Origin of the sequence: Streptomyces sp. PA03-6a (assembly GCF_033792765.1) — a bacterium.
Classification (GTDB): Bacteria; Actinomycetota; Actinomycetes; order Streptomycetales; family Streptomycetaceae; genus Actinacidiphila.
Genome location: NZ_JARAVK010000231.1, coordinates 1 through 14,568 on the forward strand (window position 1 = coordinate 1; position 14,568 = coordinate 14,568).

At 69.2% G+C, this 14,568-nt stretch carries 18 protein-coding genes; 17 read left to right on the forward strand and 1 reads right to left on the reverse strand.

The window, feature by feature from the left end; translation table 11 throughout:
* Positions 1–81 precede the first annotated feature (81 nt).
* The 5 genes from PV350_RS36640 (at position 82) to tuf (ending at position 5,185) form a co-directional block, all read left to right on the forward strand.
* Positions 82–513, forward strand: coding sequence for a DUF1707 and DUF4190 domain-containing protein (locus PV350_RS36640; protein ID WP_500328153.1), 432 nt, complete (start codon positions 82–84; stop codon positions 511–513).
* Positions 514–814: 301 nt separating this feature from the next.
* The gene (rpsL, locus tag PV350_RS36645; protein WP_014144289.1) at positions 815–1,186 is read left to right on the forward strand and encodes a 30S ribosomal protein S12; all 372 of its coding nucleotides are present in this window, start codon (positions 815–817) and stop codon (positions 1,184–1,186) included.
* 2 nt (positions 1,187–1,188) lie between these two features.
* On the forward strand, positions 1,189–1,659 hold the full coding sequence (gene rpsG, locus PV350_RS36650; protein WP_018558864.1) for a 30S ribosomal protein S7: 471 nt from the start codon (positions 1,189–1,191) through the stop codon (positions 1,657–1,659).
* Positions 1,660–1,701: 42 nt separating this feature from the next.
* Positions 1,702–3,831 (forward strand): elongation factor G, encoded by a 2,130-nt coding sequence (fusA, locus tag PV350_RS36655; RefSeq protein WP_499513420.1) that lies wholly within the window; start codon positions 1,702–1,704, stop codon positions 3,829–3,831.
* Positions 3,832–3,991: 160 nt separating this feature from the next.
* Complete coding sequence (tuf, locus tag PV350_RS36660) at positions 3,992–5,185, forward strand: elongation factor Tu (RefSeq protein WP_089226439.1); 1,194 nt, start codon at positions 3,992–3,994, stop codon at positions 5,183–5,185.
* Between the two features lie 146 nt (positions 5,186–5,331).
* Here the strand turns inward: tuf and PV350_RS36665 are convergent, their stop codons facing one another.
* Positions 5,332–7,371 (reverse strand): PIG-L family deacetylase, encoded by a 2,040-nt coding sequence (locus PV350_RS36665; RefSeq protein WP_500337822.1) that lies wholly within the window; start codon positions 7,369–7,371, stop codon positions 5,332–5,334.
* Between the two features lie 202 nt (positions 7,372–7,573).
* Between PV350_RS36665 and PV350_RS36670 the strand changes: the two genes are divergently transcribed.
* From PV350_RS36670 to rpsQ, 12 genes are all read left to right on the forward strand, one after another.
* Positions 7,574–8,755, forward strand: coding sequence for a S8 family peptidase (locus tag PV350_RS36670; RefSeq protein ID WP_500337824.1), 1,182 nt, complete (start codon positions 7,574–7,576; stop codon positions 8,753–8,755).
* A 392-nt stretch (positions 8,756–9,147) separates the two neighbouring features.
* Positions 9,148–9,456 carry a 30S ribosomal protein S10 gene (rpsJ, locus tag PV350_RS36675; RefSeq protein ID WP_014144312.1) on the forward strand — a complete coding sequence of 103 codons (309 nt, stop codon included), beginning with the start codon at positions 9,148–9,150 and terminating at the stop codon, positions 9,454–9,456.
* Positions 9,457–9,470: 14 nt separating this feature from the next.
* Entirely contained in the window at positions 9,471–10,115 is a 645-nt protein-coding gene (rplC, locus tag PV350_RS36680; protein WP_431944486.1) for a 50S ribosomal protein L3, read from the forward strand.
* Positions 10,116–10,119: 4 nt separating this feature from the next.
* Positions 10,120–10,770 carry a 50S ribosomal protein L4 gene (gene rplD, locus PV350_RS36685; RefSeq protein WP_499513423.1) on the forward strand — a complete coding sequence of 217 codons (651 nt, stop codon included), beginning with the start codon at positions 10,120–10,122 and terminating at the stop codon, positions 10,768–10,770.
* On the forward strand, positions 10,770–11,096 hold the full coding sequence (rplW, locus tag PV350_RS36690) for an uL23 family ribosomal protein (protein ID WP_499513424.1): 327 nt from the start codon (positions 10,770–10,772) through the stop codon (positions 11,094–11,096). Before rplD ends, rplW begins: the two co-directional genes overlap by 1 nt.
* Before the next feature lie 47 nt (positions 11,097–11,143).
* Positions 11,144–11,980 (forward strand): large ribosomal subunit protein uL2, encoded by an 837-nt coding sequence (gene rplB, locus PV350_RS36695; RefSeq protein ID WP_499513425.1) that lies wholly within the window; start codon positions 11,144–11,146, stop codon positions 11,978–11,980.
* 12 nt (positions 11,981–11,992) lie between these two features.
* The gene (gene rpsS / locus PV350_RS36700) at positions 11,993–12,274 is read left to right on the forward strand and encodes a 30S ribosomal protein S19 (protein WP_018558873.1); all 282 of its coding nucleotides are present in this window, start codon (positions 11,993–11,995) and stop codon (positions 12,272–12,274) included.
* Positions 12,275–12,317: 43 nt separating this feature from the next.
* Positions 12,318–12,665: a 50S ribosomal protein L22 gene (gene rplV, locus PV350_RS36705; protein WP_361800744.1), complete on the forward strand. Its 348-nt coding sequence runs from the start codon at positions 12,318–12,320 to the stop codon at positions 12,663–12,665.
* Positions 12,665–13,489: a 30S ribosomal protein S3 gene (rpsC, locus tag PV350_RS36710; RefSeq protein WP_361800646.1), complete on the forward strand. Its 825-nt coding sequence runs from the start codon at positions 12,665–12,667 to the stop codon at positions 13,487–13,489. Before rplV ends, rpsC begins: the two co-directional genes overlap by 1 nt.
* Positions 13,490–13,494: 5 nt before the next feature.
* Positions 13,495–13,914: a 50S ribosomal protein L16 gene (gene rplP, locus PV350_RS36715; RefSeq protein WP_499513426.1), complete on the forward strand. Its 420-nt coding sequence runs from the start codon at positions 13,495–13,497 to the stop codon at positions 13,912–13,914.
* Entirely contained in the window at positions 13,914–14,138 is a 225-nt protein-coding gene (gene rpmC / locus PV350_RS36720) for a 50S ribosomal protein L29 (RefSeq protein ID WP_319139014.1), read from the forward strand. The genes rplP and rpmC overlap by 1 nt, the downstream gene beginning before the upstream one ends.
* Positions 14,138–14,422, forward strand: a complete 285-nt coding sequence (rpsQ, locus tag PV350_RS36725; protein WP_018558878.1) for a 30S ribosomal protein S17 — start codon at positions 14,138–14,140, stop codon at positions 14,420–14,422. Before rpmC ends, rpsQ begins: the two co-directional genes overlap by 1 nt.
* The last annotated feature ends 146 nt before the right edge of the window (positions 14,423–14,568 follow it).

The following is a 14,568-nucleotide window of genomic DNA, read 5'->3' on the forward strand; positions in this document are numbered from 1 at the left end:
GGCGGGGGGAGGGGCGGCACGGACCGGCCGACCGTGTGACGGGGCGCCCTGGGAACGTGGTTTTCCGGGCATAATGGAGCGATGCGGGCTGCGAACGATGATCGCGAGCGTACGGTGGACGTGCTCAAGGCTGCGTTCACCGAAGGGCGGTTGACCCAGCCGGAGTTCGAGGACCGGGTCGGGCTGGCCTACCAGGCGGTGACGTACCAGGAGCTGTACGGGCTCACCGCGGACATCCCGCGTCCACGCCGGCTCCCCGCGCCCCCGCCGCCGGTCAACGCCAAGGCGGTCGCCTCACTGGTCTGTGGTGCGGTGGGCATGTTCGGACTGGTGATCCCCGGGATACCGGCCGTGGTGCTGGGGCACATGGCGCGCCGGGAGATCCGGCGCACGGGCGAGCGGGGCGACGCGCTCGCGGTGTGCGGACTGGTGATGGGATACCTTCTGACCGCGTTCACGGTCGCGATCACGGCGATCGTCGTTATGGTGGTAGTGGCGGTCAGTCACGGCTGAGTGCGTTCTCGCGAGCCCCCCGCGGGGGCCCGGCGGGAGGGTGCGGCATCGGCCGAGACCATATGTTTTGACCGAAGGCTGGGCGCTGGGTACGCTCTGACCTTGTGCCTGGGGTGTGCCCGGGTTCTCGTGCGTGCACTTGTCCGTACGGGACACCGAGGCCGATACACCGACAAATACGCAGTTTCGCTTCGACGGAAATCGTATGAGGTGCGCGACACACCCGACCGCGTGGGTCGGCGTGAGCCGCTGAAACCCCAGGTTAGAAGTATCGAGTCGGCACACAGAAACCGGAGAAACGGTGCCTACGATCCAGCAGCTGGTCCGAAAGGGCCGGCAGGACAAGGTCGAGAAGAACAAGACGCCCGCACTGAAGGGTTCCCCTCAGCGCCGCGGCGTCTGCACGCGCGTCTACACGACCACCCCGAAGAAGCCGAACTCTGCCCTGCGCAAGGTCGCGCGTGTGCGACTGACCAGCGGCATCGAGGTCACCGCTTACATCCCGGGTGAGGGTCACAACCTGCAGGAGCACTCCATCGTGCTCGTGCGTGGTGGCCGTGTGAAGGACCTGCCGGGTGTTCGCTACAAGATCATCCGCGGCTCGCTCGACACCCAGGGTGTCAAGAACCGCAAGCAGGCCCGCAGCCGCTACGGCGCCAAGAAGGAGAAGTAAGAATGCCTCGTAAGGGCCCCGCCCCGAAGCGCCCGGTCATCATCGACCCGGTCTACGGTTCTCCTCTGGTGACGTCGCTCGTCAACAAGATCCTGCTGCACGGCAAGCGCTCCACCGCCGAGCGCATCGTGTACGGCGCCCTCGAGGGCCTGCGCGAGAAGACCGGGCAGGACCCGGTCATCACGCTCAAGCGCGCCCTGGAGAACGTCAAGCCCTCCCTCGAGGTCAAGTCCCGCCGTGTCGGTGGCGCGACCTACCAGGTGCCGATCGAGGTCCGCCCCGGCCGCGCCAACACCCTGGCGCTGCGCTGGCTGGTGGGTTACTCCCGCGCCCGCCGCGAGAAGACCATGACCGAGCGTCTGATGAACGAGCTGATGGACGCCAGCAACGGTCTGGGCGCCGCGGTGAAGCGTCGCGAGGACACCCACAAGATGGCCGAGTCCAACAAGGCCTTCGCGCACTACCGCTGGTAGTCCGCGCCCCCATCGAGAGAACCGAGAGAAGACTGAAGCCTTATGGCTACCACTTCACTTGACCTGGCCAGGGTCCGCAACATCGGGATCATGGCCCACATCGACGCGGGCAAGACGACGACCACCGAGCGGATCCTGTTCTACACCGGTGTCTCGTACAAGATCGGCGAAGTCCACGACGGCGCTGCCACCATGGACTGGATGGAGCAGGAGCAGGAGCGCGGCATCACGATCACGTCGGCCGCGACGACCTGCCACTGGCCGCTGGAGAACGTCGACCACACCATCAACATCATCGACACCCCGGGTCACGTCGACTTCACCGTCGAGGTGGAGCGCTCGCTGCGCGTGCTCGACGGTGCCGTGACGGTGTTCGACGGTGTCGCCGGTGTCGAGCCGCAGTCCGAGACCGTCTGGCGTCAGGCGGACCGCTACGGTGTGCCGCGTATCTGCTTCGTCAACAAGCTCGACCGCACCGGCGCCGAGTTCCACCGCTGCGTCGACATGATCGTGGACCGCCTTGGTGCCGTTCCGCTGGTCATGCAGCTGCCGATCGGTGCCGAGGCCGACTTCAAGGGCGTGGTCGACCTCGTCCAGATGAAGGCCCTCGTGTGGTCCGCCGAGGCCACCAAGGGCGAGATGTACGACGTCGTCGACATCCCGGACACCCACACCGAGGCCGCCGACGAGTGGCGCGGCAAGCTACTCGAGGCCGTCGCCGAGAACGACGAAGAGATGATGGAGCTGTACCTGGAGGGCACCGAGCCCAGCCAGGAGCAGCTGATGGCGGCCATCCGCCGCATCACCCTCGCCTCCAAGGGCGGCGCGGGCTCCGTCACCGTCACCCCGGTGTTCTGTGGAACCGCGTTCAAGAACAAGGGCGTCCAGCCCCTGCTCGACGCGGTCGTGCGTTACCTGCCGTCGCCGCTGGACGTCGAGGCCATCGAGGGCCACGCCGTCGGCGACGCCGAGCAGATCATCAAGCGCAAGCCCTCGGACGACGAGCCCTTCTCCGGTCTCGCGTTCAAGATCATGAGCGACCCGCACCTCGGCAAGCTCACCTTCGTCCGGGTGTACTCGGGCCGCCTGGAGTCCGGCAGTTCCGTGCTGAACTCCGTCAAGGGCAAGAAGGAGCGCATCGGCAAGATCTACCGCATGCACGCGAACAAGCGTGAGGAGATCGACTCGGTGGGCGCCGGCGACATCGTCGCCGTCATGGGCCTGAAGCAGACCACCACCGGTGAGACGCTGTCCGACGACAAGAACCCGGTGATCCTGGAGTCCATGGACTTCCCGGCTCCGGTCATCCAGGTCGCGATCGAGCCCAAGTCCAAGGGCGACCAGGAGAAGCTGGGTGTCGCCATCCAGCGTCTCTCGGAGGAGGACCCCTCCTTCCAGGTCCACTCGGACGAGGAGACCGGTCAGACGATCATCGGCGGCATGGGCGAACTGCACCTCGAGGTGCTGGTCGACCGCATGAAGCGCGAGTTCAAGGTCGAGGCGAACGTGGGCAAGCCCCAGGTCGCCTACCGCGAGACCATCCGCAAGGCGGTCGAGCGGATCGACTACACGCACAAGAAGCAGACCGGCGGTACCGGCCAGTTCGCGAAGGTGCAGATCTCGCTGGAGCCGCTGGAGGGCGGAGACGCCTCCTACGAGTTCGTCAACAAGGTCACCGGTGGCCGCATCCCCCGCGAGTACATCCCGTCGGTGGACTCCGGTGCCCAGGAGGCCATGAAGTTCGGCATCCTGGCCGGCTACGAGATGGTCGGCGTCCGCGTCACCCTTCTCGACGGTGGCTACCACGAGGTCGACTCCTCCGAGCTGGCGTTCAAGATCGCCGGTTCGCAGGCCTTCAAGGAGGGCGCCCGCAAGGCGAGCCCCGTCCTCCTCGAGCCGATGATGGCCGTCGAGGTCACCACGCCCGAGGAGTCCATGGGCGACGTCATCGGCGACCTCAACTCCCGCCGTGGCCAGATCCAGGCCATGGAGGAGCGCAGTGGTGCCCGGGTCGTCAAGGGCCTGGTACCGCTGTCGGAGATGTTCGGCTACGTCGGCGACCTCCGCAGCAAGACGTCGGGTCGCGCGAGCTACTCGATGCAGTTCGACTCCTACGCCGAGGTTCCCAAGAACGTCGCCGAGGAGATCATCGCGAAGGCCAAGGGCGAGTAACCCAGCAGTTGTTCCCGCACTAGGCTTGACCGGGAGGCTTGGGGGCATTCTGCCGCGAACCGCAAGGGGAGCGTCGGATGCCCCGGCCGCCCGTAACCCAGCAAAGATCACCCTGGCGCCGATGAAGTAAGGCGTACAGCAACTCCACAGGAGGACCCCAGTGGCGAAGGCGAAGTTCGAGCGGACTAAGCCGCACGTCAACATCGGCACCATCGGTCACATCGACCACGGTAAGACCACTCTTACCGCTGCGATCACCAAGGTGCTGCACGACGCGTACCCGGACCTGAACCCCTTCACGCCGTTCGACCAGATCGACAAGGCGCCGGAGGAGCGGCAGCGCGGTATCACCATCTCCATCGCGCACGTCGAGTACCAGACGGACGCGCGTCACTACGCGCACGTCGACTGCCCGGGTCACGCGGACTACATCAAGAACATGATCACCGGTGCCGCGCAGATGGACGGCGCCATCCTCGTGGTCGCCGCCACCGACGGTCCGATGCCGCAGACCAAGGAGCACGTGCTCCTGGCCCGCCAGGTCGGCGTTCCGTACATCGTCGTCGCCCTGAACAAGGCCGACATGGTGGACGACGAGGAGATCCTGGAGCTCGTCGAGCTCGAGGTCCGTGAGCTGCTCTCCGAGTACGAGTTCCCGGGCGACGACCTGCCGGTCGTCCGCGTCTCCGCGCTGAAGGCGCTGGAGGGCGACAAGGAGTGGGGCGAGAAGCTCCTCGGCCTGATGAAGGCCGTGGACGAGGCCGTCCCCACCCCCGAGCGCGACGTCGACAAGCCGTTCCTGATGCCGATCGAGGACGTCTTCACGATCACCGGTCGTGGCACCGTCGTCACCGGTCGTATCGAGCGCGGCATCCTCAAGGTCAACGAGACCGTCGACATCATCGGCATCAAGACCGAGAAGACCACCACCACGGTCACCGGCATCGAGATGTTCCGCAAGCTGCTCGACGAGGGCCAGGCCGGTGAGAACGTCGGTCTGCTGCTCCGCGGCATCAAGCGCGAGGACGTCGAGCGCGGCCAGGTCATCATCAAGCCGGGTACGGTCACGCCGCACACCGACTTCGAGGCCCAGGCCTACATCCTGTCGAAGGACGAGGGTGGTCGTCACACCCCGTTCTTCAACAACTACCGCCCGCAGTTCTACTTCCGTACCACGGACGTGACCGGCGTCGTGACCCTCCCCGAGGGCACCGAGATGGTCATGCCGGGCGACAACACCGCCATGACGGTCGCGCTGATCCAGCCGATCGCCATGGAGGAGGGCCTGAAGTTCGCCATCCGCGAGGGTGGCCGGACCGTCGGCGCCGGCCAGGTCACCAAGATCCTGAAGTAAGGATCCCGGCGATCTGCCGCTTGCCGTAGGCGAGCTGTACGAGGGCCCCGGCCCACCGTTCACGCGGTGGGCCGGGGCTCTCGGCGTTTCCGGGTTCGGGGGCCCGGGACCCGGGATCCGGGACCCGGGACCCGGGGGCCGGCGGGCTAGACCGGGGTGCGCAGCTCCGGCCGCCAGATCCAGGGCGTGGCGTCCGTCCCGAACCCCACGACGGCGGGCCGGGCCCCGGGGCGGGTGTGCAGGGCCGGGAAGCCGTACCCGGGGGCGCCCCGGCGCAGCGCGCCGGCCGGGTGCGCGAGGCCGGCGACGTGGACCGCACCGTCGGCGGCGCGTCCGGCGAGCAGGCCGTGGGCCTGGGCGAGGGGGCCGTAACCGTCGAAGAGCCGCGGCCGGCCGGGCCCGAGCGCCGCCCGGACCACGCCGAGCCGGTGGACGAGGAGTCCGTCGCTCGCGGGCAGGCGGTAGACCAGGGACAGGGAGCCGTCGGGCTCCGCCGCGGCCGCCGGGGGATCGGCGGGGCCCGGCAGCGCGGTCAGCGCACGGCAGAGGAGCGGCCCGCCCGGCGCGTCCTGGGACCAGTGGTGCACGGCGGTCCGCCCGGCGGCGAACACGTGCACCCTCCCGTCGCGGTCCACGACCGCGCTCAGCCCGTCCTGCACCGGGCCGCCGCCCAGGTCCTGCCAGCCGGTCCACGTGCCGTCAGGCTCCCGTACGCGGGTGCTCAGGCCCTTGGCCGCGTTGCGCACGAACAGGTGCACCCGCCGGTCCGGCGCGGCCACCGCGACGGGTACGCCGATCCTGCGCCCCCGGTCCGGGTCGTCCTCGGGCGAGCCCAGCCCCTCCCAGTCACGGCCCTCCGCGAGCACCACGACGTCACGGGTGTTGGCCGCCCGGTCGCTGTCCAGGGCGGCGAACCGCAGCGCGAACAGCAGGGGTCCGCCGCCGGCCGGGTCGGTGACGACGCTCAGCGCAGGGGCGAGCGGTCCGCCGCCCAGGTCCCGCGGCGGCCCCCAGCGCCCGCTGCCGGGGGCGGTCTCCCGCCAGCGCACCGCGCGTGTGCCGAGCACGCCGTGGGCGACCAGCCGCCCCTGCGCGTCGGTCCCCGGTACGAGGCGGGCGCCGGGGTGGCGGTAGTGGGTGCTGCGCACCCAGCCCTTGCGGTTGGCGAGCGGTCTGCCCATGCCGACCTGGTAGTCGCCGCAGCCGGAGGGGTCGCCGCAGGGCCAGTCGGGGGCGCCTCCGTACGGGGCGAGGTAGCCGGCCTTCCGGCGCAGCAGCGCGGGCGGGAGGTTGTAGGGCCAGTGGTGGTTGTAGTAGCCGCGGTAGGCCGTGGTCAGGAAGGCGGGCGCGATGCCTTCGCTGCGGGCGACGCCCTCGGCGTAGCGGGCGATCGCCTTCCAGGCGAACAGCGCGGTCGCGGTGTGGTCCCAGTGGTCGCTGTAGCCGAGTTGCTCGACGTCCCGTCGCCGGGTGGCCGCGTTGGCCTCCATGTCCGGGTCGGGGTCGAGGGTGTGGACGAGGGTCGGCCGGTGGTGCCGCAGCAGTCCGGCGAGCACGTCCACCAGGACCTCGTGGGTGTAGGTGTCCCTGGCGGCGTTCGGTGAGCCCGCCGAGGTGAAGGTCGGCAGGGTCATGCCGGGCAGCTGCCACAGTTGCGGCAGCCCGACCCTGTCGGTCGTGCCGTGCATGGCGAGGTTGAGGAAGACCAGCACCGCCTCCCGGTCGCCCACGCGCAGCGTGTCGACCTCGGCGGTCATGCCGTGGGCCAGCCGCGTGGTGCCGCGCCGCCAGGGCGTGAAGATGTCGGCGCCCAGCATCGCCGCGTACGCCTGCCGCAGGCCCTGGTGACGGGCGGCGGAGTAGGCGGCCTTGTCGGGGGCCGGACGCGGCTGTCCCGGTGGGTGGTTGACCCCGTGCGCCTCGCCCGCGGTGACGTACACCGACACCACGGGGACGCCCGCCTCGACGGCCTGCACGGTGTCGGGGTTCATGAAGTACAGCTCGTCGTCGGGGTGCGCCAGCACCTGGAACAGCCGCGCCCCGCCCGCCGGGGCGCGGAACGCCAGGGGGGCGGGCGCCGGACCGGTGGCCGGGCCCCCGGACCGGGAGCAGCCGCCCAGGGCGAGGGCCGCGGAGCCGGAGCCGAACGCGGCGAGGAAGCGGCGGCGGGTGGGGGCGATCTTCACGCCACGCTAGAGGGCCGTTCCGCCCGGGAGGTTGCCGGGCACCGCCGCGGCGTGCGCCACTCGGGCGACGCGTGTACGTCATCAGGGCGCCCGCTCACCCGATCGCCCGATTGGCACGCTGCGCGAGCAGCGGGTGAGCACTCGGTGTTACGACTTGTGACGTTCGGTGCACACCCGTACGAGTCCCACGAGGAGCCCCGCCATGCGCCTGTCCCAGCGCCGGGCAGTGGTCGTCGCCGCCGTCCTGACGGCCGTCCTGCCCGCCCTCGGCGGGGCCGCCGCGACGCCGGAGCCGCCCGGGGCCCCGCTGCGGATGGCCGCGCAGGGCGGCATCACCGGGCAGTACCTGGTGATGCTGCGGCCGGGTACGGACCCGGGCTCGGTGCTGCGCAGCGTCGAGGCGCAGCCGATGTTCACGTTCACCAGCGCGCTGGTGGGCTTCGCCGCCCGGCTGACCGACGGCCAGGTCTCCCGGCTGCGCGCGGTGCCCGGGGTGGAGGCCGTGGAGCAGGACGCCGAGGTCGCGGCACCGAAGCCGGCGACGCAGGTGGCCTCGGCCGCCGCCGAGGCGTCCTGGGGCCTGGCGCGGATCGGCAACCGGGCCCACGACGGCGGCGCCTTCAGCGTGCGGGCGACCGGAGCCGAGGTCACCTCGTACATCATCGACACCGGCATCGACTTCGGGCACGCCGAGTTCGGGGGACGGGCGGTGCCCGGCTTCGACGCGGTGGGGGACGGCCGGGACGGCACCGACTGCAACGGCCACGGCACGCACGTCGCCGGGACGGTCGGCGGTGCCACCACCGGCGTCGCCCGGGCGACGAAGCTGGTCTCGGTACGGGTGCTGGGCTGCGACGGCCGTGGCTCGGTGGCCACGGTGGTCGCCGGGATGAACTGGGTGGCCGCCCACGCGGTGAAGCCCGCGGTCGCCAACCTGTCGACCGGTGGCGCCCGCAGCGAGACGGCCGACCGTGCGGTGGAGGGCCTGGCGGCCGCGGGGGTCTTCCCGGTCGTCGCCGCCGGCAACTCCGACGGGGACGCCTGCCAGGTCTCCCCGGCCGCGGCGCCCGGCGCGTTCACCGTCGCCGCGATCGACGAGTCGGACCGCAGGGCGTCCTTCAGCAACTGGGGTGGCTGCGTGGACATCAGTGCCCCGGGGACGGGGATCACCTCCGCGGCCATGGGCGGCGGCCTGGTCCGCATGAGCGGCACCTCGATGGCCGCACCGCACGTCACGGGGGTGGCGGCGCTCTACAAGGACACGTACGGGGACGTCTCCACGTCCTTCCTCGCCTCCTGGCTGCTGGCCAACGCCACCCCCGGCGTGCCCGTCGACGCCCCGGCCGGCACCCCGCGGCTGCTGGTGTACACATCCGGACTGTGACCCGGGTTTGGGGGAGCGGCGGCGGGGGGTAAGGTACTGCGCCCCGATTGGCGTCCGAGGCGTCCGGTATGGCAGACTAGCCGGGTTGCTCGGTCGAGTGCCGATGCTGCGCGCCTCCCGTCGGGAGGACCGGAAGCGAGTCCCACAGTACTCGTCGTCACTCTCCGCCCCAGGCGGGGTGGCGGACGTACGGGAATCTTCCGGGAAGCGTCAGCGGGGTGCTCACCAGGTACTCGGTGGGTGTCTTCTCCCACGTATCCCCTCCCTGAGGGTCTCCGCCATGCGGTGATTTAAGGGAAGGGAAGCGACACGCCCGACCGCGTGGGTCGGAGAAGACGGTCGAACCACCGAGTTCCAGAGCGCTGACTAGCAGACAGGACTACGAAGTAGCCATGGCGGGACAGAAGATCCGCATCCGGCTCAAGGCCTACGACCACGAGGTCATCGACTCCTCGGCGAAGAAGATCGTCGAGACGGTGACGCGTACTGGTGCGCAGGTCGCGGGCCCGGTGCCGCTGCCCACTGAGAAGAACGTGTACTGCGTCATCAAGTCGCCGCACAAGTACAAGGACTCGCGCGAGCACTTCGAGATGCGCACGCACAAGCGCCTGATCGACATCCTCGACCCGACGCCCAAGACCGTTGACTCGTTGATGCGCCTGGACCTTCCGGCCGGCGTCGACATCGAGATCAAGCTCTGAGAGGCGCGGAACAGATGGCTAAGCAGATCAAGGGCATCCTGGGCGAGAAGCTCGGCATGACCCAGGTCTGGGACGAGAACAACCGTGTCGTCCCGGTGACCGTGGTCAAGGCCGGCCCGAACGTCGTGACCCAGGTCCGTACGAACGACGTCGACGGTTACGAGTCGGTCCAGATCGCCTTCGGCGAGATCGACCCGCGCAAGGTGAACAAGCCCCTCAAGGGCCACTTCGCCAAGGCCGACGTGACCCCCCGCCGCCACCTGGTGGAGCTCCGTACCTCCGACGCGGCCGAGTACACCCTCGGCCAGGAGATCACCGCGGAGGTCTTCGAGGCGGGCGTGAAGGTGGACGTCACCGGCAAGAGCAAGGGCAAGGGCTTCGCCGGTGTCATGAAGCGTCACAACTTCAAGGGCCTCGGCGCCGGACACGGCACCCAGCGCAAGCACCGCTCTCCCGGCTCCATCGGTGGCTGCGCCACCCCGGGCCGTGTGTTCAAGGGTCTGCGCATGGCGGGCCGCATGGGCAACGAGCGGGTCACCACCCAGAACCTGACCGTCCACGCCGTTGACGCGGAGAAGGGCCTGCTGCTCATCAAGGGCGCGGTTCCCGGCCCGAACGGCGGCCTCGTCCTGGTCCGCACCGCGGCCAAGGGGGCCTGAGGATATGAGCACCATTGACATTCTGTCGCCCGCGGGCGACAAGGCCGGGACCGTTGAGCTCCCGGGCGAGATCTTCGACGCGAAGGTCAGCATCCCGCTGATCCACCAGGTCGTCGTGGCGCAGCTGGCCGCCGCCCGTCAGGGCACGCACAAGGTCAAGACGCGTGGCGAGGTCCGCGGTGGCGGCAAGAAGCCGTACCGCCAGAAGGGCACCGGCCGCGCCCGTCAGGGTTCGACCCGCGCCCCGCAGTTCGCCGGTGGTGGCGTCGTGCACGGTCCCGTGCCGCGTGACTACTCGCAGCGGACCCCGAAGAAGATGAAGGCCGCCGCCCTGCGCGGTGCCCTCACCGACCGGGCGCGTCACAACCGCATCCACGTCGTGACCGGCGTCATCGAGGGCGAGTCCCCGTCGACGAAGGCCGCCAAGACGCTGCTGGGCAAGATCAGCGACCGCAAGAACGTGCTGCTCGTCGCCGACCGCGCCGAAGAGGCCGCGTGGCTGTCCGCCCGCAACCTGCCCCAGGTGCACATCCTGGAGGCCGGCCAGCTGAACACGTACGACGTGCTCGTCTCCGACGACGTGGTCTTCACCAAGGCCGCCTTCGACCGCTTCATCGGTAACGGCGCCGCCGAGACCGAAGGGAGCGACGCCTGATGGCCGAGCAGACCGCGATCACCAGCCGGACCTTCACGGACCACCGTGACATCCTGGTCAAGCCGGTGGTCTCCGAGAAGAGCTACGCGCTGCTGGACGAGAACAAGTACACGTTCGTCGTCGACCCGCGTGCCAACAAGACCCAGATCAAGCAGGCCGTCGAGGCGGTCTTCCAGGTCAAGGTCACCGGGGTCAACACGATCAACCGTCAGGGCAAGCGCAAGCGCACCAAGACCGGTTTCGGCAAGCGCAAGGACACCAAGCGCGCCATCGTGACCCTCGCTGAGGGCGACCGCATCGACATCTTCGGCGGCCCGGTCTCCTAACGGGGACCGGAACGTTCAGAAGTCCGGAATCTTCCGAGGACTGAGAAATGGGTATCCGCAAGTACAAGCCGACGACCCCGGGCCGTCGTGGCTCCAGCGTCGCCGACTTCGTCGAGATCACGCGGTCCACGCCGGAGAAGTCGCTGGTCCGCCCCCTGCACAGCAAGGGCGGCCGTAACAACACCGGTCGTGTGACCGTTCGCCACCAGGGTGGTGGCCACAAGCGCGCCTACCGCGTGATCGACTTCCGTCGTCACGACAAGGACGGCGTGCCGGCCAAGGTCGCGCACATCGAGTACGACCCCAACCGCACCGCGCGCATCGCGCTGCTGCACTACGCGGACGGCGAGAAGCGCTACATCCTGGCCCCGGCCAAGCTGAACCAGGGTGACCGCATCGAGAACGGCGCCGGCGCCGACATCAAGCCCGGCAACAACCTCCCGCTGCGTCACATCCCGGTGGGTACGACCATCCACGCCATCGAGCTCCGGCCCGGCGGCGGCGCGAAGCTGGCGCGCAGCGCCGGTGCCTCCGTCCAGCTGCTGGCGAGGGAGGGCTCCATGGCCACCCTCCGCATGCCGTCCGGTGAAGTCCGCCTGGTCGACGCCCGCTGCCGCGCCACCATCGGCGAGGTCGGCAACGCCGAGCAGTCGAACATCAACTGGGGCAAGGCCGGCCGTATGCGCTGGAAGGGCGTCCGCCCGACCGTCCGCGGTGTGGCCATGAACCCCGTCGACCACCCGCACGGTGGTGGTGAGGGCAAGACCTCCGGTGGTCGCCACCCGGTCAGCCCGTGGGGTCAGAAGGAGGGTCGTACTCGCTCGCCGAAGAAGGCCAGCAGCAAGTACATCGTCCGCCGCCGCAAGACGAACAAGAAGCGCTAGGAGCGGGTTTAGATGCCGCGCAGTCTCAAGAAGGGGCCCTTCGTCGACGACCACCTGATCAAGAAGGTGGACGTTCAGAACGAGGCCGGTACCCACAACGTCATCAAGACCTGGTCCCGCCGCTCGATGATCATCCCGGCGATGCTGGGCCACACGATCGCGGTGCACGACGGCCGTAAGCACGTCCCGGTGTTTGTCACCGAGTCGATGGTCGGCCACAAGCTCGGCGAGTTCGCGCCGACCCGCACCTTCCGCGGCCACGAGAAGGACGACCGCAAGTCGCGTCGTCGCTGATCTGCGGAGAGCGAAGACCATGACAGACACCGAAGGGACAACCATGGAAGCCAGGGCCCAGGCGCGGTACATCCGCGTCACGCCCATGAAGGCCCGCCGCGTGGTGGACCTCATCCGTGGCATGAGCGCCACGGAGGCTCAGGCGGTCCTGCGTTTCGCCCCGCAGGCCGCGAGCGTGCCGGTGGGCAAGGTGCTCGACAGCGCCATTGCCAACGCCGCGCACAACTACGACCACACCGACGCCGAGTCGCTGTACATCAGCGAGGCGTACGTCGACGAGGGCCCGACCCTGAAGCGGTTCCGTCCGCGTGCCCAGGGTCGTGCCTACCGGATCCGCAAGCGGACCAGCCACATCACCGTGGTCGTCAGCAGCAAGGAAGGAACCCGGTAATGGGCCAGAAGGTTAACCCGCACGGGTTCCGGCTCGGCATCACCACGGACTTCAAGTCCCGGTGGTACGCCGACAAGCTGTACAAGGACTACGTCAAGGAAGACGTCGCCATCCGCCGGATGATGACGCAGGGCATGGAGCGGGCCGGCATCTCCAAGGTGGAGATCGAGCGCACCCGTGACCGCGTCCGCGTCGACATCCACACCGCCCGGCCGGGCATCGTCATCGGCCGTCGCGGCGCGGAGGCCGACCGCATCCGCGGCGACCTGGAGAAGCTGACCGGCAAGCAGGTCCAGCTGAACATCCTCGAGGTCAAGAACCCGGAGACGGACGCTCAGCTGGTGGCCCAGGCCGTCGCCGAGCAGCTGTCCTCCCGCGTCTCCTTCCGTCGTGCCATGCGCAAGAGCATGCAGAGCACGATGAAGGCCGGCGCCAAGGGCATCAAGATCCAGTGCGGTGGCCGTCTCGGCGGCGCCGAGATGTCCCGCTCGGAGTTCTACCGCGAGGGCCGCGTTCCGCTGCACACGCTGCGCGCCAACGTCGACTACGGCTTCTTCGAGGCCCGTACGACCTTCGGCCGCATCGGTGTGAAGGTGTGGATCTACAAGGGCGACGTCAAGAACATCGCCGAGGTCCGCGCAGAGAACGCTGCCGCCCGCGCCGGCAACCGCCCGGCCCGTGGCGGTGGCAACGACCGTCCGCAGCGCCGCGGTGGCGAGCGCGGCGGCCGTGGCCGTCGTCCCCAGGGTGACGCCCAGGCCCCCAAGGCCGAGGCGACCACCGCTGAGGCTCCGGCTGCGGAGACCACCGGAACGGAGGCCTGACCCCCATGCTGATCCCCCGTCGGGTCAAGCACCGTAAGCAGCACCACCCGAAGCGTGATGGCATGGCCAAGGGTGGCACCGAGCTGGCGTTCGGTGAGTACGGCATCCAGGCCGTCACCCCCGCGTACGTGACGAACCGGCAGATCGAGTCCGCTCGTATCGCCATCACCCGTCACATCCGCCGTGGTGGCAAGGTCTGGATCAACATCTACCCGGACCGTCCGCTCACGAAGAAGCCGGCCGAAACCCGCATGGGTTCCGGTAAGGGTTCCCCGGAGTGGTGGATCGCGAACGTCAAGCCCGGTCGGGTGATGTTCGAGCTGTCCTTCCCGAACGAGAAGGTTGCGCGTGAGGCGCTCACCCGAGCCGCCCACAAGCTTCCGATGAAGTGCCGGATCGTCCGGCGCGAGGCAGGTGAGCTGTAATGGCGGCCGGTACCAAGGCGACCGAGCTGCGTCAGCTGGGCGACGAGGAGCTCGTCGGCAAGCTGCGTGAGGCCAAGGAGGAGCTGTTCAACCTCCGCTTCCAGGCGGCCACCGGACAGCTCGAGAACAACTCCCGGCTGAAGGTCGTCCGCAAGGACATCGCCCGGATCTACACCCTCATGCGTGAGCGTGAGCTCGGCATCGAGACGGTGGAGAACGCCTGATGAGCGAGAAGAATGTGACTGAGAGCAGCGAGCAGCGCGGTGACCGCAAGACCCGTGAGGGTCTCGTGGTCAGCGACAAGATGGACAAGACCGTCGTGGTCGCCGTCGAGGACCGTGTGAAGCACGCCCTGTACGGCAAGGTCATCCGCCGTACCAACAAGCTCAAGGCGCACGACGAGCAGAACGCCGCGGGCGTCGGCGACCGTGTCCTCCTCATGGAGACCCGGCCGCTGTCCGCGAGCAAGCGCTGGCGCGTCGTCGAGATCCTCGAGAAGGCCAAGTAGTACCGCTCGGCCGGCCGGGCCGCGCGACCCGTTCGCGCGGCCCGGCCCCGGCCGGCACGTAATTCCTGCGGGGGGTTCCCCGCAGGACGGTTCCGCCAGGCTCTCCGGGCCCGCCCCGGAGGGAACCGGCAGACGATCAGGAGAAA